This window comes from Acidovorax sp. M2(2025), assembly GCF_049330835.1.
Taxonomy (GTDB): Bacteria; Pseudomonadota; Gammaproteobacteria; order Burkholderiales; family Burkholderiaceae_C; genus Acidovorax.
The window spans coordinates 3,508,118-3,525,942 of the sequence record NZ_CP186262.1 but is presented as its reverse complement, the minus strand read 5'-3'; the positions used below and the strand labels follow the sequence as shown (position 1 = coordinate 3,525,942).

At 67.5% G+C, this 17,825-nt stretch carries 21 protein-coding genes; 10 read left to right on the top strand and 11 right to left on the bottom strand.

Annotated elements, in window-relative coordinates; all coding sequences use genetic code 11:
* Positions 1–82: 82 nt before the first annotated feature.
* Positions 83–886: a ferritin-like domain-containing protein gene (locus ACOYR3_RS16290; protein ID WP_422843370.1), complete on the bottom strand. Its 804-nt coding sequence runs from the start codon at positions 884–886 to the stop codon at positions 83–85.
* 314 nt (positions 887–1,200) lie between these two features.
* Between ACOYR3_RS16290 and ACOYR3_RS16285 the strand changes: the two genes are divergently transcribed.
* The 3 genes from ACOYR3_RS16285 to ACOYR3_RS16275 all read left to right on the top strand — a co-directional run bounded on the left by ACOYR3_RS16285 (position 1,201) and on the right by ACOYR3_RS16275 (position 3,472).
* A complete protein-coding gene (locus ACOYR3_RS16285) occupies positions 1,201–1,725 on the top strand; it encodes a gamma carbonic anhydrase family protein (RefSeq protein WP_422843369.1) in 525 nt (174 codons plus the stop codon).
* A gap of 28 nt (positions 1,726–1,753) precedes the next feature.
* Positions 1,754–2,749 (top strand): Hsp33 family molecular chaperone HslO, encoded by a 996-nt coding sequence (locus ACOYR3_RS16280; RefSeq protein WP_422843368.1) that lies wholly within the window; start codon positions 1,754–1,756, stop codon positions 2,747–2,749.
* A 285-nt stretch (positions 2,750–3,034) separates the two neighbouring features.
* On the top strand, positions 3,035–3,472 hold the full coding sequence (locus ACOYR3_RS16275; protein ID WP_422843367.1) for a CZB domain-containing protein: 438 nt from the start codon (positions 3,035–3,037) through the stop codon (positions 3,470–3,472).
* A 96-nt stretch (positions 3,473–3,568) separates the two neighbouring features.
* Here ACOYR3_RS16275 and ACOYR3_RS16270 read toward each other — a convergent pair whose 3' ends face one another.
* The 6 genes from ACOYR3_RS16270 to ACOYR3_RS16245 form a co-directional block, all read right to left on the bottom strand.
* Positions 3,569–4,105 (bottom strand): hypothetical protein, encoded by a 537-nt coding sequence (locus ACOYR3_RS16270; RefSeq protein WP_422843366.1) that lies wholly within the window; start codon positions 4,103–4,105, stop codon positions 3,569–3,571.
* Positions 4,106–4,169: 64 nt separating this feature from the next.
* On the bottom strand, positions 4,170–4,448 hold the full coding sequence (locus ACOYR3_RS16265) for a septum formation initiator family protein (RefSeq protein ID WP_291487772.1): 279 nt from the start codon (positions 4,446–4,448) through the stop codon (positions 4,170–4,172).
* Between the two features lie 61 nt (positions 4,449–4,509).
* On the bottom strand, positions 4,510–5,796 hold the full coding sequence (eno, locus tag ACOYR3_RS16260) for a phosphopyruvate hydratase (protein WP_422843365.1): 1,287 nt from the start codon (positions 5,794–5,796) through the stop codon (positions 4,510–4,512).
* 103 nt (positions 5,797–5,899) lie between these two features.
* Positions 5,900–6,190 carry a DUF1330 domain-containing protein gene (locus ACOYR3_RS16255; protein WP_422843364.1) on the bottom strand — a complete coding sequence of 97 codons (291 nt, stop codon included), beginning with the start codon at positions 6,188–6,190 and terminating at the stop codon, positions 5,900–5,902.
* Positions 6,191–6,197: 7 nt separating this feature from the next.
* Positions 6,198–7,055: a 3-deoxy-8-phosphooctulonate synthase gene (gene kdsA, locus ACOYR3_RS16250; protein ID WP_422843363.1), complete on the bottom strand. Its 858-nt coding sequence runs from the start codon at positions 7,053–7,055 to the stop codon at positions 6,198–6,200.
* Between the two features lie 12 nt (positions 7,056–7,067).
* Positions 7,068–8,726, bottom strand: a complete 1,659-nt coding sequence (locus ACOYR3_RS16245; protein ID WP_422843362.1) for a CTP synthase — start codon at positions 8,724–8,726, stop codon at positions 7,068–7,070.
* Between the two features lie 251 nt (positions 8,727–8,977).
* On the opposite strand from ACOYR3_RS16245, the gene coaBC reads away from it, so the two are divergent.
* The 4 genes from coaBC to ACOYR3_RS16225 all read left to right on the top strand — a co-directional run bounded on the left by coaBC (position 8,978) and on the right by ACOYR3_RS16225 (position 11,865).
* Positions 8,978–10,201, top strand: a complete 1,224-nt coding sequence (coaBC, locus tag ACOYR3_RS16240) for a bifunctional phosphopantothenoylcysteine decarboxylase/phosphopantothenate--cysteine ligase CoaBC (protein ID WP_422843361.1) — start codon at positions 8,978–8,980, stop codon at positions 10,199–10,201.
* A gap of 22 nt (positions 10,202–10,223) precedes the next feature.
* Positions 10,224–10,718 carry a hypothetical protein gene (locus tag ACOYR3_RS16235; RefSeq protein WP_422843360.1) on the top strand — a complete coding sequence of 165 codons (495 nt, stop codon included), beginning with the start codon at positions 10,224–10,226 and terminating at the stop codon, positions 10,716–10,718.
* A complete protein-coding gene (gene dut / locus ACOYR3_RS16230) occupies positions 10,715–11,161 on the top strand; it encodes a dUTP diphosphatase (RefSeq protein ID WP_422843359.1) in 447 nt (148 codons plus the stop codon). Before ACOYR3_RS16235 ends, dut begins: the two co-directional genes overlap by 4 nt.
* A gap of 203 nt (positions 11,162–11,364) precedes the next feature.
* On the top strand, positions 11,365–11,865 hold the full coding sequence (locus ACOYR3_RS16225) for a glycine zipper 2TM domain-containing protein (protein ID WP_422843358.1): 501 nt from the start codon (positions 11,365–11,367) through the stop codon (positions 11,863–11,865).
* 51 nt (positions 11,866–11,916) lie between these two features.
* Here ACOYR3_RS16225 and ACOYR3_RS16220 read toward each other — a convergent pair whose 3' ends face one another.
* Complete coding sequence (locus tag ACOYR3_RS16220; RefSeq protein ID WP_422843357.1) at positions 11,917–12,444, bottom strand: FKBP-type peptidyl-prolyl cis-trans isomerase; 528 nt, start codon at positions 12,442–12,444, stop codon at positions 11,917–11,919.
* A 53-nt stretch (positions 12,445–12,497) separates the two neighbouring features.
* On the opposite strand from ACOYR3_RS16220, the gene ACOYR3_RS16215 reads away from it, so the two are divergent.
* The 3 genes from ACOYR3_RS16215 (at position 12,498) to ACOYR3_RS16205 (ending at position 14,667) form a co-directional block, all read left to right on the top strand.
* Positions 12,498–13,622, top strand: a complete 1,125-nt coding sequence (locus tag ACOYR3_RS16215) for a JmjC domain-containing protein (protein ID WP_422843356.1) — start codon at positions 12,498–12,500, stop codon at positions 13,620–13,622.
* A gap of 37 nt (positions 13,623–13,659) precedes the next feature.
* On the top strand, positions 13,660–14,205 hold the full coding sequence (locus ACOYR3_RS16210; protein WP_422843355.1) for a hypothetical protein: 546 nt from the start codon (positions 13,660–13,662) through the stop codon (positions 14,203–14,205).
* A gap of 207 nt (positions 14,206–14,412) precedes the next feature.
* The gene (locus ACOYR3_RS16205) at positions 14,413–14,667 is read left to right on the top strand and encodes a hypothetical protein (protein ID WP_291487749.1); all 255 of its coding nucleotides are present in this window, start codon (positions 14,413–14,415) and stop codon (positions 14,665–14,667) included.
* Between the two features lie 182 nt (positions 14,668–14,849).
* Here the strand turns inward: ACOYR3_RS16205 and ACOYR3_RS16200 are convergent, their stop codons facing one another.
* The 3 genes from ACOYR3_RS16200 to dapA all read right to left on the bottom strand — a co-directional run bounded on the left by ACOYR3_RS16200 (position 14,850) and on the right by dapA (position 17,818).
* Positions 14,850–15,632, bottom strand: a complete 783-nt coding sequence (locus ACOYR3_RS16200) for an MBL fold metallo-hydrolase (RefSeq protein WP_422843354.1) — start codon at positions 15,630–15,632, stop codon at positions 14,850–14,852.
* Between the two features lie 141 nt (positions 15,633–15,773).
* Complete coding sequence (bamC, locus tag ACOYR3_RS16195; RefSeq protein WP_422843353.1) at positions 15,774–16,871, bottom strand: outer membrane protein assembly factor BamC; 1,098 nt, start codon at positions 16,869–16,871, stop codon at positions 15,774–15,776.
* 50 nt (positions 16,872–16,921) lie between these two features.
* Positions 16,922–17,818, bottom strand: a complete 897-nt coding sequence (gene dapA, locus ACOYR3_RS16190; protein ID WP_422843352.1) for a 4-hydroxy-tetrahydrodipicolinate synthase — start codon at positions 17,816–17,818, stop codon at positions 16,922–16,924.
* Positions 17,819–17,825 lie beyond the last annotated feature (7 nt).

Sequence of the window (17,825 nt, the reverse complement as noted above, 5' to 3'; positions counted from 1 at the left end):
AGCCATCGCATCCCCGCGGGCGGGGTGGGGAGAGGCTCCTTGGAGTCTGTTGACGATCCCCTGCGGGATCGTCAGCACCTTCTTAGATCTGTTGCAGCCAGCGCAGCTCGTTGTCGGTGAAGCCGGCGCGGCGGCGCGCGGCCTCGTTGAACGGGGGGCGCAGGCGCGGCGCCTCGTACTGCTTGACCAGCACGCTGTAGTGGTCTTCGGGGTCGAGCCCTTCGCGCTCGCACAGCCAGCGGTACCAGTGGTTGCCAATCGCCACGTGGCCCACCTCGTCGCGCAGGATGGTGTCGAGGATGCCCACCGCGGCAAGAGCGTCCGGCGTGCCGACCTGGCGGAGCTTGGCCTGGATCTGCGGGGTGGCGTCCAGGCCGCGCGCCTCCATCGTGCGCGGCACCAAGGCCATGCGGGCCACGATGTCGTACCGGGTTTTCTCGCACATGGTCCACAGCCCCTGATGGGCCGGGAAATCGCCATAGTCATGCCCCTGGGTGCGCAGGTGGTCGCGCAGCAGCCGGAAGTGGCGCGCCTCTTCGGCGGCAACCAGCATCCAGTCCTGGTAGTAGCCGCGGGGCATCCCTTCAAAGCGCCAGACGGCGTCCAGCGCCAGGTTGATCGCGTTGAACTCGATGTGCGCAATGGCGTGGATGAGGACCGCGCGCCCCAGGGGCGTTGCCGGCGAGCGGCGGGCCACGTCCGTGTGGTGCAGCAGTGCGGGGCGCTCGGGGTGGCCGGGCAAGGCCGGCAGGCCGGCAGGGAGGTCGAGCGCGCCTTCTGCTATTGAAAGCATAGCTGCTTGCGCTTGCAGGTCAAGCGTTGCAGCCGCTTTTTGCTCGGGGTCTGCAAGGCACAAGACCTGCAATGCACGGTGGCGAAGCTCCATCCTTACAATTCTAGGGGTCCTCTGCACGAATCGAGCGGAAAGTGTGCTCTGCGGATCGGGAGGGGCTGCAAGACGCAAAACGCAGCAATAGCCGTAGCTATTGCGAGGCTTTGCAACGCAGCAGACCACCCGAGACCGCAGATGCACGCGGCGCGATGATTCGTGCAGAGGATTCCTGGGGGCCTCTGCGCGAATCGAACGGAAAGCGTGCGCTGCGGATCGGGCCCCGGCAGTGCCGTGGCGCAGCCCGGCGTTCTGGAGGCCGCGCAGCTGCGGGCCGTTTCTGCTTTCTCCCCTTTGAGCTGGAGCCCTGAATGGCAATTTATGAACTGGATGGCGTGGCGCCGCAACTGGCGGCGTCGGCCTGGGTGGCGGGCAGCGCCGAGGTCATGGGCAACGTGGTGCTGGGCGAGGACGCGAGCGTGTGGTTCGGTGCCATCGTGCGGGGCGACACCGAGAGCATCACCATCGGCGCGGGCTCCAACGTCCAGGACGCCAGCGTGCTGCATGCCGACTTCGGCCAGCCCCTGGTGGTGGGCGAGCGGGTGACCGTGGGCCACCAGGTCATGCTGCACGGCTGCACCATCGGCGACGAGTCGCTCATCGGCATCGGGGCCGTGGTGCTCAACGGCGCCAAGATCGGCAAGCACTGCCTGGTGGGTGCGGGCGCGCTGGTGACCGAGGGCAAGGAGTTTCCCGATGGCTCCATGATCATCGGCAGCCCCGCCAAGGCCGTGCGCCAGCTCACGCCCGAGCAGATCGAGGGCCTGCGCCAGAGCGCGCAGCACTACATCGACAACGCGCGCCGCTTCCAGAGCGGCTTGCACAAGATCGGCTAAAGGGCCGGCATTTTTTTGGAATCCTTGCGTGTCTGAACTCCACAAGTTTCTTTTTGAAGGCCTGCCCGTGCGCGGCATGATCGTGCGCCTGACCGACGCCTGGACCGAGATCCTGCGCCGCCGCTCCAGCAACACCGGCACCGGCGCGTACCCCGTGCCCGTGAGCGAGCTGCTGGGGGAGATGGCCGCCGCCGGGGTGCTGATGCAGTCCAACATCAAGTTCAACGGCGCACTGGTGCTGCAGGTGTTTGGCGACGGCCCGGTGAAGGTGGCGGTGGCCGAGGTGCAGTCCGACCTGGGCCTGCGTGCCACGGCCACGCTGGTGGGCGAGGTGCCCGAGGGCGCGCGCCTGAGCCAGATGGTGAACGTGGGCGGCGGCGGACGCTGCGCCATCACGCTGGACCCGAAGGACCGCCACCCGGGCCAGCAGCCCTACCAGGGCGTGGTGCCGCTGCACGGCGACCGGCACGAGAAGCTGGAAAAACTCTCGGACGTGCTGCAGCACTACATGCTGCAGTCCGAGCAGCTCGACACCGTGCTGGTGCTGGGGGCCAACGACCAGGTGGCCGCGGGCCTGCTGATCCAGCGCATGCCCGTCAAGGGCGAAGGCAACCTGGCCGGTGAAAGCCTGAGCCACCGCGAGAACGAGGACCAGATCGGCCGCAACGAGGACTACAACCGCATTGCCCACCTGGCCGCAAGCCTGACCCGCGAAGAGCTGCTGACGCTGGACGTGGACACCATCCTGCGCCGGCTATTCTGGGAGGAAAAGCTGCTGCGCTTCGAGCCCCAGCAGGGGGGCAGCGGCCCGCGCTTTGCCTGCACCTGCAGCCGCGAGCGCGTGGGCAATATGCTGCGCAACCTGGGCGCCGAAGAGGCCGAAAGCATCCTGGCCGAGCGCGAGACCATCGAAGTGGGCTGCGAGTTCTGCGGCCAGCAATACCGCTTTGACGCCGTGGACGCGGCCCAGCTCTTTGTGCCGTCCTCCGCCAGCCAGCCGCCCGGGCCGTCCGGCCTGCATTGAGCCGCCCACGCAGCGCACGCGTACTCTGGCGGCGTGCCGGCGCAGCCGCGCAGGGCGGGCCGCGCCGCTCCCAATCCCCCGCAAAACGCGGTGAGGATCGCCTGCGGCGCGCTGACCATCATTGACAATCCCCCCGGCTCCGCAACCCTAAGATGGCCCTGCCACAGACAAGGTTTTGCGCAGGCTCTTTGGAACGCCCGCAGGCCTGCCCGGTGCTGTGGCGCTGCCGGAGGAGTTATGGGTTTCTTGCGCCGTGTATGGACAGTCGCCAGGGGAGAGGCGGACGTGCCTGCGCGCGCCTCGCGCGATTTCATCAGCGCGCTGGGCGTGCCCGACTCGCTGCGTGCGGACACGGTGCTGGCCACGCTGGACATCGACGCAGCCATCAACGCCCATGAACGCTGGAAAGACCGTCTCTTGGACTCCCTGGAAGGCCGCACGGACGACCTGGATCCCGCCGAGGTGCGCCGCAGCGACCAGGGCGAACTGGGGCGGTGGCTGCACGGGGCGGGCGCCGACCTGCTGGGCGACCAGCCCGCCTTTGCCGTCCTGCTCGCGCGCCACGACTACTTTCTTGCCCAGGCGGCGCTGCTGGTGGAGCTGACGCAGCAGGGCCAATGGGCCAGGGCTCTGCAGGTGTTCCATGGCGGGTACCGCTACGGGTCCAGCCAGGTGGTGTTGCTGCTCAAGGAACTCAAGCGCGGGCTGCTGCAGGGCAGCTGATCCGCGAAGCCGCACGGCCGCACACCTGCGCGCCCGCTGCAGCGGGGAGCGTTCGACTCTGCCGGCCAGGGAAGCTTGTGCGCACGGCACCAGGTGCTACCCGCGCCCCAACAGGGCCGAGAACAGCCGGTGCTCGCACGCGGGGTCGCTGCACTTTTCGCAGCCGCCCGCACGAAGCCGCGTGGAGCGTTCGGTCGCCGGGTCCAGCGCCGGGTCCAGCAGGGCTTGGTCCGCGGGGCTGAGCGCGCCGGGCATGCTGGCCTTGATCGTGCGCAGCGCCTGTGCCACGCGCTGCTCGCCCGCCCCGTAGATCACCCGGTACGCCAGGCCCGCTTGCGCGAGGTCGTTGCGCAGGCGGGCGTCGGCGGCCTCGCGGGCAGCTTGCTCCGCGGGTGTGCAAGACCCCTCCAGGCCCATCAGCAGCGTGAGGGTGGGGCGCGGGGCCACCTCGGCCTCCGGCGCCAGGTCGGCCAGGCTCTGGCCGCAAAGAATGTGCAGGGGGGGCGGGGCCAGGCGCGCCCGCAAGGCGGCGCCCAGCACCTCGGCACCGGAGCCCGCAATGCCCAGCACGAACAAGAGTAGGGGCGGGTGGGGCAGGCTGTCCGCCCGGGGCGGCGTGACCGCGCCGGTCATGGGCTCCGGGGCGGGAGAAGCTCCGGCTGGCACGGGGACTCCGCAGGTCGCTGTGGCAGCCGCATCAGCGCGGGGTGAACTGGACGTACACCTCGTTGGGCTTGACCATGCCGAGTTCGCTGCGCGCCTTTTCCTCGACCATGTCCAGGCCTTCCTTGAGATCGCTGACCTCCGAGGCGAGCCGCTCGTTGGTGTGGCGCACCTGTTCGTTGGCGGCCTTCTGCACGTCGATCTGCCGCTGCATCTCATTGACGCGCGGCACGCTGCCCCGGCCCAGCCACAGTTGCGCATGCAGGGCTGCCAGCAGCGCCAGCAGGATGACGGGGATGATGCGGGAGTTCACAGACGGTGTCCTGCGTGCAGGGAAGCGCAAGCCAGCCGTGCGAAACGGCTGGCGGCCAGGGTCACTTCAGGTTGTAGAACGCAGCGCGGCCGGGGTATTGCGCGATCTCGCCCAGGTCTTCCTCGATGCGCAGCAGCTGGTTGTACTTGGCGATGCGGTCCGAGCGCGACAGCGAACCCGTCTTGATCTGGCCGGCATTGGTGCCCACCGAGATGTCGGCGATGGTGCTGTCTTCCGTCTCGCCCGAGCGGTGCGAGATCACGGCGGTATAGCCAGCGCGCTTGGCCATCTCGATGGCGGCGAAGGTTTCGGTCAGCGTGCCGATCTGGTTGATCTTGATAAGGATCGAGTTGGCGATGCGCTTGTCGATGCCTTCCTTCAGGATCTTGGTATTGGTCACGAACAGGTCGTCGCCCACCAACTGCACCTTGTCGCCCAGGCGTTCGGTCAGGTGCTTCCAGCCGTTCCAGTCGCCTTCGTGCATGCCGTCTTCGATGCTGATGATGGGGTACTTGTCCACCCAGGCGGCCAGCATGTCGGTCCACTGTTCGGCCGATAGCTTGAGGCCGCCTTCGCCTTCCAGCACGTACATGCCGTCCTTGTAGAACTCGCTGGCGGCGCAGTCCAGGCCCAGGGCGATCTGTTCGCCGGCGGTGTAGCCCGCGGCTTCGATGGCTTGCAGGATCAGCTGGATGGCGGCCTCGTGGTTCTCCACGCTGGGGGCAAAGCCGCCTTCGTCGCCCACGGCGGTGCTCATGCCCTTGTCGTGGATGATCTTCTTGAGCGCGTGGAACACCTCGGCGCCCCAGCGCACGGCTTCGCGGAAGGTGGGGGCGCCCACCGGGATGATCATGAACTCCTGCAGGTCCAGGCTGTTGTTGGCGTGCGCGCCGCCGTTGATCACGTTCATCATGGGCACGGGCAGTTGCACACTGCCCATGCCGCCCAGGTAGCGGTACAGGGGCAGGCCGGACTCTTCGGCGGCGGCGCGGGCCACGGCCATGGAGACGGCCAGCATGGCGTTGGCGCCCAGGCGGCTCTTGTTCTCGGTGCCGTCCAGGTCGATCAGGGTCTTGTCCAGGAAGGCCTGCTCGGAGGCATCCAGGCCCAGCACGGCTTCGCTGATTTCGGTGTTGATGTGCTCCACGGCCTTGAGCACGCCCTTGCCCAGGTAGCGGCCCTTGTCGCCGTCGCGCAGCTCAATGGCTTCGCGGCTGCCGGTGGACGCGCCCGAGGGCACGGCGGCGCGGCCCATCACGCCCGATTCCAGCAGCACGTCGCATTCGACGGTGGGGTTGCCGCGGCTGTCCAGCACTTCGCGGCCGACGATGTCTACGATGGCACTCATGGTTTTCCTTTGACAGAAGTTTTAAAGCAAATCGGGCTGTAGCGCTTGCCTGGAAAGCGCAAGCAGCTATAAATAAGTGAGCATTCTCGCGAGGTACGGGGCGTCACACGCCTTCCACGCAGACCATGCGCATGATGGCCGCACCCTCGCGGGCGGCCCGGGCCTTGCGGTATTCGGGCGTGTCGTAGAAGGCGCGGGCGGCCTCGAAGCTGGGGAACTTGAGGATCACCGTGCGGCCAGGGTTCCAGTCGCCTTCCAGCACTTCCACCTTGCCGCCGCGCACGCACACCTCGGCGCCGTGCGCCTGCATGGCCAGCGAGCTCCACTTCTTGTACTCCTCGTACTGCTCGGGGTTGGTGACCGTGACGGATGCGATGACGTAACCACTGCTCATGATGTCTTCAGGCTCCAAAATTGTTTTCGAGGAATCCGCTCTTCTTGGTGGCCTCGTCCAGCACCACCAGGGTCTCCAGCAGCGCCTTCATGTGCCTGAGCGGCACGGCGTTGGGGCCGTCGGACCAGGCTTCGGCCGGGCGGGGGTGGGTTTCCATGAACAGCCCCGCCACGCCCACGGCCACGCCCGCGCGGGCCAGCACGGGCACCATCTCGCGCGCGCCGCCGCTGGTGCCGCCCAGGCCGCCGGGCTTTTGCACTGAATGGGTCACATCGAACACCACCGGCGCGCCGGAATTGCGCATCTCGGCCAGGCTGGTCATGTCGGCCACCAGGTTGTTGTAGCCAAAGCTCACGCCGCGCTCGCAGGCGAGGAAGCGGTCTTCGGACAGTCCGACTTCGGCCGCTGCGGCGCGGGCCTTGTCGATGACGTTCTTCATGTCCCAGGGCGCAAGGAACTGGCCCTTCTTGATGTTCACCGGCTTGCCGGACTGCGCCACGGCCCGGATGAAATCCGTCTGGCGGCACAGGAAGGCGGGTGTCTGCAGCACATCGACCACGCTGGCCACTTCGGCCACGTGCGAGGTGTCGTGCACGTCGGTCAGGATGGGCAGCTGCAGCTGGCGGCGCACTTCATCGAGGATCTTCAGGCCGGCATCGAGGCCGACGCCGCGCTTGCTGGTGCCCGACGAGCGATTGGCCTTGTCGAACGAGCCCTTGTAGATCAGCGGAATGCCCAGCGGCGCACAGGCTTCCTTGAGCTGGCCGGCGACGTCGAGCGACATCTCCAGGCCCTCGATGGAGCAGGTGCCGGCGATCAAGAAGAAACGCTGGTCCAGGCCAACATTGAATCCGCACAGCTGCATGGTGAGGTCCCCTTAGGCTTTTTTCGCGGCTTGCTGGTGTTCCACGGCGGCCTTGATGAAGGCGTTGAACAGCGGGTGGCCGTTCCAGGGCGTGGACTTGAATTCGGGGTGGAACTGCACGCCGATGAACCAGGGGTGCACGCTTTGCGGCAGCTCCACGATCTCGGTGAGCTGCTCGCGCTGCGTGAGGGCCGAGATCACCAGCCCCGCCTTGCGCAGCTGGTCCAGGTAGTTCACGTTGGCTTCGTAGCGGTGGCGGTGGCGCTCGGTGACCACGTCGCCGTAGATGCTGTGGGCCAGCGTGTCCTTGGCCACGTCCGAGCTTTGCGCGCCCAGGCGCATGGTGCCGCCCAGGTCGGAGTTCTCGTCGCGGGTCTTGATGGTGCCGTCCGCGTCTTTCCACTCGGTGATCAGCGCGATCACGGGGTGGGGCGTGGCGGCATCGAACTCGGTGCTGTTGGCGTTGGCCAAGCCGGCCACATGGCGTGCGTATTCGATGGTGGCCACCTGCATGCCCAGGCAGATGCCCAGGTAGGGCACCTTGTGCTCACGGGCGTACTGGGCCGTGGCAATCTTGCCTTCCACGCCGCGCACGCCGAAGCCGCCGGGGACCAGGATGGCGTCGTACTTGGCCAGCTTTTGCACCGCATCGGCGCTCTCAATGGTTTCGGAATCGACGTGCTCGATCTTCACGCGCACGTGGTTCTTCATGCCCGCGTGGCGCAAGGCCTCGTTCACCGACTTGTAGCTGTCCGACAGGTCCACGTACTTGCCCACCATCGCAACGGTGACCTCGCCCCGCGGGTGCTCGGTCTCGTAGACCAGGTCGTCCCAGCGCTTGAGGCTGGTGGGGGGCGTGTTCAGGCGCAGCTTGTCGCAGATGAGGCCGTCCAGGCCCTGCTCGTGCAGCATGCGGGGCACCTTGTAGATGGTGTCCACGTCCCACATGCTGATCACGCCCCATTCGGGCACGTTGGTGAACAGCGAGATCTTGCCGCGCTCTTCCTCGGGAATGCGGCGGTCGGCACGGCACAGCAGCGCGTCGGGCTGGATGCCGATCTCGCGCAGCTTCTGCACCGTGTGCTGGGTGGGCTTGGTCTTGAGCTCGCCCGCCGCCGCGATGAAGGGCAGGTAGGTCAGGTGCACGAAGGCGGCGTTGTTGGGGCCTAGCTTCAGGCTCAGCTGGCGCACGGCTTCCAGGAAGGGCAGCGATTCGATGTCGCCCACGGTGCCGCCGATCTCGACGATGGCCACGTCCACCGCGTCCGCGGTGCCCACGCCGGCACCGCGCTTGATGTACTCCTGGATTTCGTTGGTGACGTGCGGGATCACCTGCACCGTCTTGCCCAGGTAGTCGCCGCGGCGCTCCTTCTCCAGCACGGACTGGTAGATGCGGCCCGTGGTGAAGTTGTTGGTCTTCTTCATGCGCGTTTCAATGAAACGCTCATAGTGGCCCAGGTCCAGATCGGTCTCGGCCCCGTCGTCGGTCACGAAGACTTCGCCGTGCTGAAAGGGCGACATCGTGCCGGGGTCGACGTTGATGTAGGGGTCTAGCTTGATGAGGGTGACTTTGAGTCCCCGCGATTCGAGGATCGCGGCAAGGGAGGCTGAGGCGATTCCCTTACCGAGGGAAGACACCACACCGCCGGTGACGAAGACAAATTTGGTCATGTCTGAAGGGGGCCTCTCGAAACCTGTAGCGCCGCGGGCATCTGCGGGTCCGTGCGGTCTGCGTCGTTGCAAATCCTCGCAATAGCAATTCGCTATTGCTGCGGTTAGCGCCTAGCAGCCCATCCCGGCCCGCAGCGCCTGCTTGCCGCTACAGGTTTCGAGAGGCCCCCTGGTGGTGGGAAATTGGAATTATAGATGGCGGCCCATCAGCGCTCGGGCGTAGGGCTGGGGCCGTCTGCTAAATTCGCCCCATGAATGAGCTTGCTGGCAAACACATTGTTCTGGGTCTGAGCGGGGGCGTGGCTTGCTACAAGGCGGCCGATCTGTGCCGCCAGCTCATCAAGGAAGGCGCCACCGTGCAGGTGGTGATGACCGAGGCCGCGGAGCAGTTCATCACGCCCGTCACCCTGCAGGCGCTGTCGGGGCGCACGGTGTACGGTTCGCAGTGGGATGCGCGCGAGCCCAACAACATGCCCCACATCAACCTGAGCCGCGAGGCCGATGCGATCCTGATCGCGCCGTGCAGCGCGGACTTCATTGCCCGCCTGGCCCAGGGCCGGGCCGACGACCTGCTCAGCCTGCTGTGCCTGGCGCGCCCGGCGCAGCGCGTGCCCCTGCTGCTGGCGCCGGCCATGAACCGCGAGATGTGGGCCCACCCCGCCACCCAGCGCAACCTGGCCCAGGTGGCGCAGGACGGCGCCACGGTGCTGGCCGTGGGCAACGGCGACCAGGCCTGCGGCGAGACGGGCGATGGGCGCATGCTGGAGCCGCTGGAGCTGCTGGACGAGCTGATTGCGTTCTTTGCCCCCAAGGTGCTGGCCGGGCAGCAGGTGCTGGTCACCGCCGGGCCCACCTTCGAGGCCATCGATCCGGTGCGCGGCATTACCAACCTGTCCAGCGGCAAGATGGGCTTTGCCATTGCGCGCGCGGCCCGCGAGGCGGGCGCCGACGTGACGCTGGTGGCGGGTCCCGTGCATGTGCCCACGCCCCGCGGCGTGCGCCGGCTGGATGTGCGTTCGGCCGAGGAAATGCTGGCCGCGGTGGAGCAGCAGATTCCGCAGGTGTCCGTCTTCATTGCCACCGCGGCCGTGGCCGACTGGCGGCCGGCGGCGGCGTCCTCCCAGAAGATCAAGAAGGACGGCTCCGGCCAGACGCCCGTGCTGGAGTTCGTGGAAAACCCCGACATCCTGGCCCGCGTGGCCCAGTCGGCACGTGCCCAGGCGGGGGCGCTGTTCTGCGTGGGTTTTGCCGCCGAGAGCCACGACCTGCTCGCCCATGCCACCGCCAAGCGGGCCCGCAAGGGCGTTCCCCTGCTGGTGGGCAATATCGGCCCCGCCACCTTCGGGCAGGACGACAACGCCCTGCTGCTGGTGGATGCGCAGGGCCACCGCGAACTGCCCCATGCCTCCAAGCGCGTGCTGGCCCGCCAGCTCGTTGGCGACATTGCCGCGCGCCTGCAGGCGCAGCGGGGCTGACCTGCCACGGGACGGAGACCCCATGAAGACGGGTGTCACGAAGCCGGAATGGGACACGCCCGCGGATGGCGATTTCGCCCGTTACGTGGAGCGCCTCACCGCCCCGGCGGCCACCCCGCCGCAGGGTGGGCGCGCCGCCCGGCCGTCGGCAGCCGCGCCGCCGCCCCAGGCGGCGGACACATTGCGTGCACCGGCTGCGGCGCCGGGCCTGCCGGACCTTGCCCAGGCACTTCAGCCAGTGGCGGGCGTGCTGCGTGCCGTGCGGGCCGTCCTGCTGCTGCTGGTCCTGGGGCATGCCGTGGCCCTGTTCTTCTTCGGCCGGGGTTCGTTGCCGGGTCTGGTCTTGATGGGCGTGGCCTGGTGGGGGCTGGGCTGGCTGGCGGAGTCCTTGCCCGGGGTGGCGGCCCGCATCGCCCGCCCTGGGGTGCTGCCGCAGCGCAGTAGCCCGGCCAGGGCGCCGCAGCGGCCGGCCGGCGCGCAGAACAACCACACGCATGGAAAGAAAAAGACGCAGTGAACATTGACATCAAGATTCTTGACCCGCGCATGGCGGACCAGCTTCCCGCGTACGCCACGCCAGGCAGTGCCGGCCTGGACCTGCGCGCCTGCCTGGACGCTCCGCTCACCCTGCAGCCCAACGCCTGGCAGCTTGTGCCGACCGGCATTGCCATGTACCTCAAGGACCCCGGCTATGCCGCGCTCATCCTCCCGCGCTCGGGGCTCGGGCACAAGCACGGCATCGTGCTGGGCAACCTGGTCGGATTGATTGACAGCGACTACCAGGGCCAGCTCATGGTCAGCGCCTGGAACCGCAGCGATACCGCATTCACGCTGGAGCCCATGGAGCGCCTGGCTCAGCTGGTCATCGTGCCTGTGGTGCAGGCCCGCTTCAATGTGGTCACCGAGTTCGCCGCCACGCAGCGGGGCGAGGGCGGCTACGGGTCGACAGGAAAGGCCTGAGCCCGCGCTGTTCTGCAGAAAGGGCTGGCGTCCTTGTCAGACACTGCTTACGTTTCGAAGGTTCTGTTACCGACGGGGTGTCAGCCCATGTGTCTACGGCGTGGGAAGCTGCTGCGTTGTTCCAATCAAGCCATGCGCACCAAGGCTTCCCCTTCCAGTTCGGGCGGGCCGTGCGCCAGCCCTCACAAAAAGGAGTACCAAATATGCTGAAGATCCAACGTCCCCTCGCCATTGCAGGCACCTTGGTCGTGGCGGGTTCCCTCGCCGCGTGCGGCCACAACCGGCCCGCGCCTGCCCCGCAATACTCGGGCGGCTATTCCGGCAGCTACCAGGCTGCGCCGGTGTACCCGAACAATCCCCAAGGCACCGAGTACGGCCGCGTGTCCAACATCGAGGTGCTGCAAGGCCGCTCGCAGGGCACCTCGGGTGCCGGTGCCGTGATCGGTGCGGTGGTGGGTGGCGTGCTGGGCAACCAGATCGGCAAGGGTTCGGGCCGCGCTGCCGCCACGGGGGTGGGCGTGGTGGGCGGTGCGCTGGCAGGCAATGCCATCGAAGGCCGTAACAATGCCCAGGAGGTGCAGGGCTACCGCATTTCCGTGCAGCTGGACCAGGGTGGCTACCGCGTCTATGACGTGCCCCATCCTGGCGACCTGCGCATCGGTGACCGCGTACGCCTCTACAACGGCCAGCTGTCCCGGCTGTAAGCGGTGCGGCCTTGCGCCGGGGCCCCGCAGGCCCGGCGCACGCGCTGCCCCTCAGTGCAGCAGATCGTTGCCGGGCGCCTGGGCATGGACGCGGAAGAATCCGGTGCCGGCACTGCCGCGGCCGATCTCTTCCTCCGTGGCCTCGCGTACCCCGTGCACGCGCAGTTGCAGGCGTAGCGCAATGCCTGCCAGGGGGTGGTTGCCGTCCAGCACGATGTGCTCCGGGTAGATCTCGGCCACCGTGTAGAGCAGTCCGGCGCGGGGCGCCGCCGGGTTGCATTCCACCGGCAGGGCGCTGCCCTCGAAGGTCATGCCTTCCTCAATTTCTGCCGGGAAGAGGGTGCGGGGCTCCAGGAAGAGCAGCTGGTCGTTGAAATCGCCAAAGGCATCCTCCGGCTCCAGGTGCAAGGCGAGCGTGGCGCCCGGCCCGTGCCCTTGCAGGGCTTCCTCGATGCGGGGCAGGAGGTCGTCGCCCCCCACCAAGAATTCCACGGGCTCGTCCAGAACATCCAGTTCTTCGCCCAGCGTGTCTTTGAGCGTCCAGGTCAGTGCGACCACACATTGTTGGGTGATTTCCATAGGAGAATTGTCGCAGTTCGACCCACCGGCCCGGCAAACGGGCAATTGCCTCCATGGACACCCAGCAATCCCTGCCCCTCCTCGGGGGGCTTTCCCCCGCCCAATTCATGCGCCGCCACTGGCAGAAAAAGCCATTGCTGGTCCGCCAGGCCATCGCGCAGTTTGCACCGCCGGTGCTGCGGTCCGAGCTGTTCGCACTGGCAGCGCAGGACGGCGTGGAGTCGCGCCTGGTGCAATCCGCCAAGGGCGTGTGGAAGCTGCGCCACGGCCCGTTTGCGCGTCGCTCGCTGCCGGCGCTGAGCCAGCCCCAGTGGACCTTGCTGGTTCAAGGCGTGGACCTGCACAACGACGCCGTGCATGCGCTCATGCAGCAGTTCCGGTTTGTCCCGGAGGCGCGGCTGGATGACCTCATGATCAGCTATGCCACCGATGGTGGCGGGGTGGGGCCGCATTTCGACAGCTACGACGTGTTTCTGCTGCAGGCCCATGGCAAGCGGCGCTGGCGCATCGGCCGCCAGAAGGAGCTGCAGCTGCGCGAGGGCATTCCCCTCAAGGTGCTGGCAAAGTTCGAACCCGAGGAGGAGTATGTGCTGGAGCCCGGCGACATGCTCTACCTGCCCCCGGGGTATGCCCACGATGGGATTGCCGAAGGCGAATGCATGACGTATTCGGTGGGCTTCAAGGTGCCGTCACGGGCCGAACTGGCGCAGGAGCTGCTGGTGCGGCTGGCCGAAGATGCCGGGGACGAGGACAAGCCCCTGCTGTACCGCGACGCGCGGCAAGAGGCCGTGGTGCAGCCGGGCGCCATTCCGGAGGCGCTGCAGGGCTTCGCGCGCGAAGCGCTGGACCGCGCACTGGCCCAGCCGCTGGTGCTTGAGTGTGCGCTGGGTGAGTACCTGACCGAACCCAAGCCGAACGTGTGGTTTGAGCCCGGCGAACCCGGCGTGATGCTGGAAGGAGTGCGTCTGGACCGTCGCACTCGCATGATGTATGACACGCACCATGTGTTCATCAATGGAGAAAGCTACCGCGCCGGCGGCCGCGACGCGACGCTGATGCGCCGCCTGGCCGATGTGCGCCAGCTGACCGCCCGCGAAATGGCGCGTGCCAGCGACGACGCCCTGGAGTTGCTGTCGTCCTGGTGCGATGCGGGCTGGGTCCAGCCCTGGGCCGGCTGAACAGCGGGCCCAGGAGGGCTCCCACAGGAGATATCTGATGACTGACGCTTCCCCTCCGGCATCGCCGCCGGACTCTGCAAGCCAGCCTCCTTCGGTGCCCGGCTTGCCTGTGGGCCGCTTCAGCGGCCGTGACGCGTTTGCCCAGCTGGTGCGTGACGCGCTGGCCACGGCCGCGCGCGAAGGGTGGAAGGAAATCGTCATCAGCGATGCGAACTTCCACGATTGGCCGCTGGGCGAGCGCAGCGTGATGGAATCGCTGCAGGAGTGGGCGCACAGCGGCCGGCGTTTCACAATGCTGGCCCGCACCTACGACGAGGTGGTTCGCCGGCATCCGCGGTTTGTGCGCTGGCGGGGTACCTGGGACCACATCATCACCTGCCGCCGCAGCCCTGCGGCCGACCCGCTCGATCTTCCCAGCGTGCTGTGGTCGCCCCAGTGGGTGATGCAGCGGCTGGACCCTGAACGGTGCGTGGGCATTACCGATGCGGATCCGGCGCGCCGGGTGCTGCTGCGGGAAACCCTGAACGAATGGCTGCGCAGCAAGAGCACGCCGGGATTCCCGGCCTCGACGCTGGGATTGTGAGTTCTTGCTTACTATTTTTTGCTTTGTGGCGTGTCAAGTGGGCGTAAAGGTTTCGTCAGTGTTAGTCACTATTGACTGAAAGCCAATATAATCCATGGCTGCGCCGAAGTGGTGCAAGCCAAGCGCACCGTCCATGCGTGCCGGGGCTTCCAGGAGCCTGACGCCGTGGCTTTTCAAGATTCTGTCTGTCCAAATAGGAAAATCGAAATGAAGAATTCTCTCGTTCTGGCCGCCCTGATTGCTGCTGCTGCCCTCGCCGCCTGCGGCAAGAAGGAAGAGCCCGCTCCTGCACCGGCTCCCGCTCCTGCAGTGGAGGCACCTGCTGCTGCTCCCGCTCCTGCCGCTTCCGAAGCCGCTCCCGCCGCTCCTGCTGCGTCCGAAGCTGCTCCTGCTGCTGACGCTGCCAAGGCCGCTGCCGACGCAGCTGCTTCCGCAGCCGCTGGCGCATCCGCAGCCAAGTAAGCGCTTGTCTTCGCGGTAGGGCGGACCGAGAGGCCCGCACACCCGGAAGCCCCGTACCGCAAGGTCGGGGCTTTTTTGTTTTTGGCCGGCCCAGGGGCACGAGCCCATGCGGCGCATCCGAAGCATTCATCTCCCTCACGATGGTGCTCCAAGCGATCCCCCTGCGAGATCGTCAACAGGTTCTAGGTGGGGACCTCTATCCAGGCCGTGCCGGTGGTCGGGCTGGCCACCTGGATGGCCTCGGCGGGCCAGTCCAGGGCCGCTCCCAGTGCCTGCTGCGCCAGGGCGGGGAGGTTGTTGCGCGCGCTCAGGTGCGCCGCCACCACGCACCGCAGTCCGGGGTGCCGGACGGCCTGGAGGATGCCTGCCGTCGCAGTGTTAGCCAGGTGCCCGTAGAGTCCGCCCACCCGCCGCTTCAGGAACGGGGGGTAGCTGGAGTTCTGCAGCAGCTCCGGGTCGTGGTTGGCTTCGATCATCAGGGCGTGGCAGCCCTGCAGCTGCTGCAGTACATGGTCGCTGGCGTGGCCCAGGTCGGTGACGATGCCCGCATGGCTCGCGCCGTCCGAGCAGCGCAGCTGCAGGGGCTCGCGGGCGTCGTGCGGCACGGCAAACGGCAGGGCGCAGAAGGCGCCCAGGTCCAGCGGTTCCATGTCGTGGGCGATGCGCAGCATGCCGTCGAAATCCGGCTCGCCCAGGGCCGTGTAGGTGCCCAGGCTCATCCATACCGGAATGCGGAACCGCGTTGCCACGGCGCGGGCGCACCCGACGTGGTCGGAATGCTCGTGGGTGATGAACAGGGCGTCCAGGTCCTCGAGGCCCAGATCTGCCTGTGCCAGGCGCGTCTGCAGCTGCCGGATGCCCAGTCCGCAGTCCACCAGCAGCCGGGCCACTTGCGTGCCGCTGCGGCCCTCCACCACGGTGGCGTTGCCCGTGCTGCCGCTGCCCAGGTTCTTGAATCGCAGCATGGGCAGAGGCCGAACGAAGGCGAAGGTGCCGAGGGGAGGGACGGACGGCGGCCACTGCCCGCCTGCGCCTGTGCCGCGCGGTTGGCCGGCGGCAGGGAGTGCGCACGGCCGGGCCGTGCGGGAGCGGCAGGGCTTTGTTGTTTACTTCAGGTCGTCGGCAATCACGCGCACGATGCGCTCGGCGTTGGCCGAGGTCTCGGGGGCGCCGGCTTCGTTGAGCACCGACACCGTGCTGGCGTCGCCCTGGCTGCGCACCACGATGCGGTACTTCAGGGGCGGCGTGGCGGCCGACGAGCCGCTGAACAGCTTGCCGAAGAAGCCGGGCTCCTTCTTGTCTGCATTCGGGGCCACATAGCGCACGAAGTACGTGCCCTCGTTGCGGTTGCGGTCCTCGACAGTGAAGCCGGTGCGGTCCAGGGCCAGGCCCACGCGGCGCCATGCGCGGTCAAAGCCTTCGTCCAGCTGAACCACCGGCTGGTTGCCCACGGTGGCCATGCGGGCGGCCTGCGCGCGCGGCGCGGCGGGCGCGGCAGCCACGGCCTTGGATTGCTCCTGGCTCACGCCCAGCTTGACCATCAGGCGGCGCAGGAATTCGGTTTCCAGTTCGGGGTCGGATGGGCGAGGCTGCCAGATGGTGTTGTCCTTGGCCTGGGTGTTGTAGACCTCGATCATGCCGCGGTGGGTGATGTAGATCTCGGTGCCGCCGTTGGCCGTGCGTTCCAGGCGCGTGCGGAACTTGTCGCGTTCGCCGGTGGAATACAGGGAGTCCATCAGCTTGCCGATGGTCGAGCGGATGAAGTCCTGGGGCAGCTTGGCGCGGTTCTCGGCCCAGTCCGTCTCCATGATGCCGACATTGGCGTCGGCTTGGTCGAGGTTGAAACCGTTTTCCTGCCAGAAGTCGCGCACCGGCTCCCAGAGCTTGTCAGCCGGGCGGTTGACCACCAGCCAGCGCTGGCTGCCGTCGCGCTCGATGCGCACGTCGCCCAGCTGCAGGGCGGCTGCATTGGCCGTGCCCGAGGGCTGGGCCGCCTGGCCGGCCTGCAGGGCAGCGGCGGAGACCGTCCCGCCCGGCACGGCGTAGCGCGAGTCGCGCGACAGCTGCGTCAGATCGGGAGGAACCTCCAGGGTGGAGCCCTTGGCGGCGCTCTTGTAGTCGATCTTGTCCCCTTCCAGGGCGGCGCAGGCGGACAGGGCCATGGCAAGGGCCAGCAGGCCCAGACGGGTGGTAGCAGCTTTCACGCGGAAATCCTCGGGAGAGTGGTGTCTCAGGGAGCGGGCGCGGCCCGGGTTCAGATCAGGCCGCTGGTGCGCAGCGCGGATTCGACGGTGGCTTCGTTGCCGGGGGACAGCGGGGTCATGGGCAGGCGCATGGTGCCGCCGCACAGTCCCATGCGCGCCATGGCCCACTTCACGGGAATGGGGTTGGCTTCCACGAACAGGTGCTTGTGCACGGGCAGGAGCTGGAACTGGATTTCCATGGCCCGCTTCACGTTGCCCGCAATGGCTGCCACGCACAGCTCGTGCATCAGGCGCGGCGCCACGTTGGCCGTCACGCTGATGTTGCCCTGGCCGCCGCACAGCATGAGCGCCACGGCGGTAGGGTCGTCGCCCGAGTACACGCCAAAGCCCTGGGGTACGTCGCGGATGAGCCACTGCGCGCGCTCGATGTTGCCGGTGGCTTCCTTGATGCCGATGATGCCGGGCACCTGGGCCAGGCGCAGCACGGTGTCGTGCTGCATATCGGCCACCGAGCGGCCGGGCACGTTGTACAGCACGATGGGCAGGTCGCCCGTGGCTTCGGCGATGGCCTTGAAGTGCTGGTACTGGCCCTCTTGCGTGGGCTTGTTGTAGTAGGGCACGACCTGCAGCTGGCTGTCGGCGCCCACCTTCTTGGCGAACCGCGCCAGCTCGATGGCTTCGGCCGTGGAGTTGGCGCCGCAGCCGGCCATGATGGGCACGCGCTTGGCGGCCTGTTCCACGGCCACGCGGATGATCTCGCAGTGCTCTTCCACGTTCACCGTGGGCGATTCGCCCGTGGTGCCCACCACGCCAATGCAGTCGGTGCCTTCGGCGATGTGCCAGTCGATGAGCTTGCGCAGGGTGGGGTAGTCCACGCTGCCGTCTTCCAGCATGGGGGTGACGAGGGCGACGATGCTGCCGGTGAGTGGCACGGAAGAAGAAGTCATGTCCGCA

Bases quoted from the DNA above. Each gene is read 5' to 3' on its own strand.
- ACOYR3_RS16200 (WP_422843354.1), bottom strand. From the start codon at position 15,632: ATGCTGCGATTCAAGAACCTGGGCAGCGGCAGCACGGGCAACGCCACC.
- ACOYR3_RS16225 (WP_422843358.1), top strand. From the start codon at position 11,365: ATGCTGAAGATCCAACGTCCCCTCGCCATTGCAGGCACCTTGGTCGTG.
- dapA (WP_422843352.1), bottom strand. From the start codon at position 17,818: ATGACTTCTTCTTCCGTGCCACTCACCGGCAGCATCGTCGCCCTCGTC.
- ACOYR3_RS16245 (WP_422843362.1), bottom strand. From the start codon at position 8,726: ATGACCAAATTTGTCTTCGTCACCGGCGGTGTGGTGTCTTCCCTCGGT.
- ACOYR3_RS16255 (WP_422843364.1), bottom strand. From the start codon at position 6,190: ATGAGCAGTGGTTACGTCATCGCATCCGTCACGGTCACCAACCCCGAG.
- coaBC (WP_422843361.1), top strand. From the start codon at position 8,978: ATGAATGAGCTTGCTGGCAAACACATTGTTCTGGGTCTGAGCGGGGGC.
- ACOYR3_RS16270 (WP_422843366.1), bottom strand. From the start codon at position 4,105: ATGACCGGCGCGGTCACGCCGCCCCGGGCGGACAGCCTGCCCCACCCG.
- ACOYR3_RS16210 (WP_422843355.1), top strand. From the start codon at position 13,660: ATGACTGACGCTTCCCCTCCGGCATCGCCGCCGGACTCTGCAAGCCAG.
- ACOYR3_RS16215 (WP_422843356.1), top strand. From the start codon at position 12,498: ATGGACACCCAGCAATCCCTGCCCCTCCTCGGGGGGCTTTCCCCCGCC.
- kdsA (WP_422843363.1), bottom strand. From the start codon at position 7,055: ATGCAGCTGTGCGGATTCAATGTTGGCCTGGACCAGCGTTTCTTCTTG.
- ACOYR3_RS16285 (WP_422843369.1), top strand. From the start codon at position 1,201: ATGGCAATTTATGAACTGGATGGCGTGGCGCCGCAACTGGCGGCGTCG.
- ACOYR3_RS16220 (WP_422843357.1), bottom strand. From the start codon at position 12,444: ATGGAAATCACCCAACAATGTGTGGTCGCACTGACCTGGACGCTCAAA.
- ACOYR3_RS16235 (WP_422843360.1), top strand. From the start codon at position 10,224: ATGAAGACGGGTGTCACGAAGCCGGAATGGGACACGCCCGCGGATGGC.
- ACOYR3_RS16205 (WP_291487749.1), top strand. From the start codon at position 14,413: ATGAAGAATTCTCTCGTTCTGGCCGCCCTGATTGCTGCTGCTGCCCTC.
- ACOYR3_RS16290 (WP_422843370.1), bottom strand. From the start codon at position 886: ATGGAGCTTCGCCACCGTGCATTGCAGGTCTTGTGCCTTGCAGACCCC.
- eno (WP_422843365.1), bottom strand. From the start codon at position 5,796: ATGAGTGCCATCGTAGACATCGTCGGCCGCGAAGTGCTGGACAGCCGC.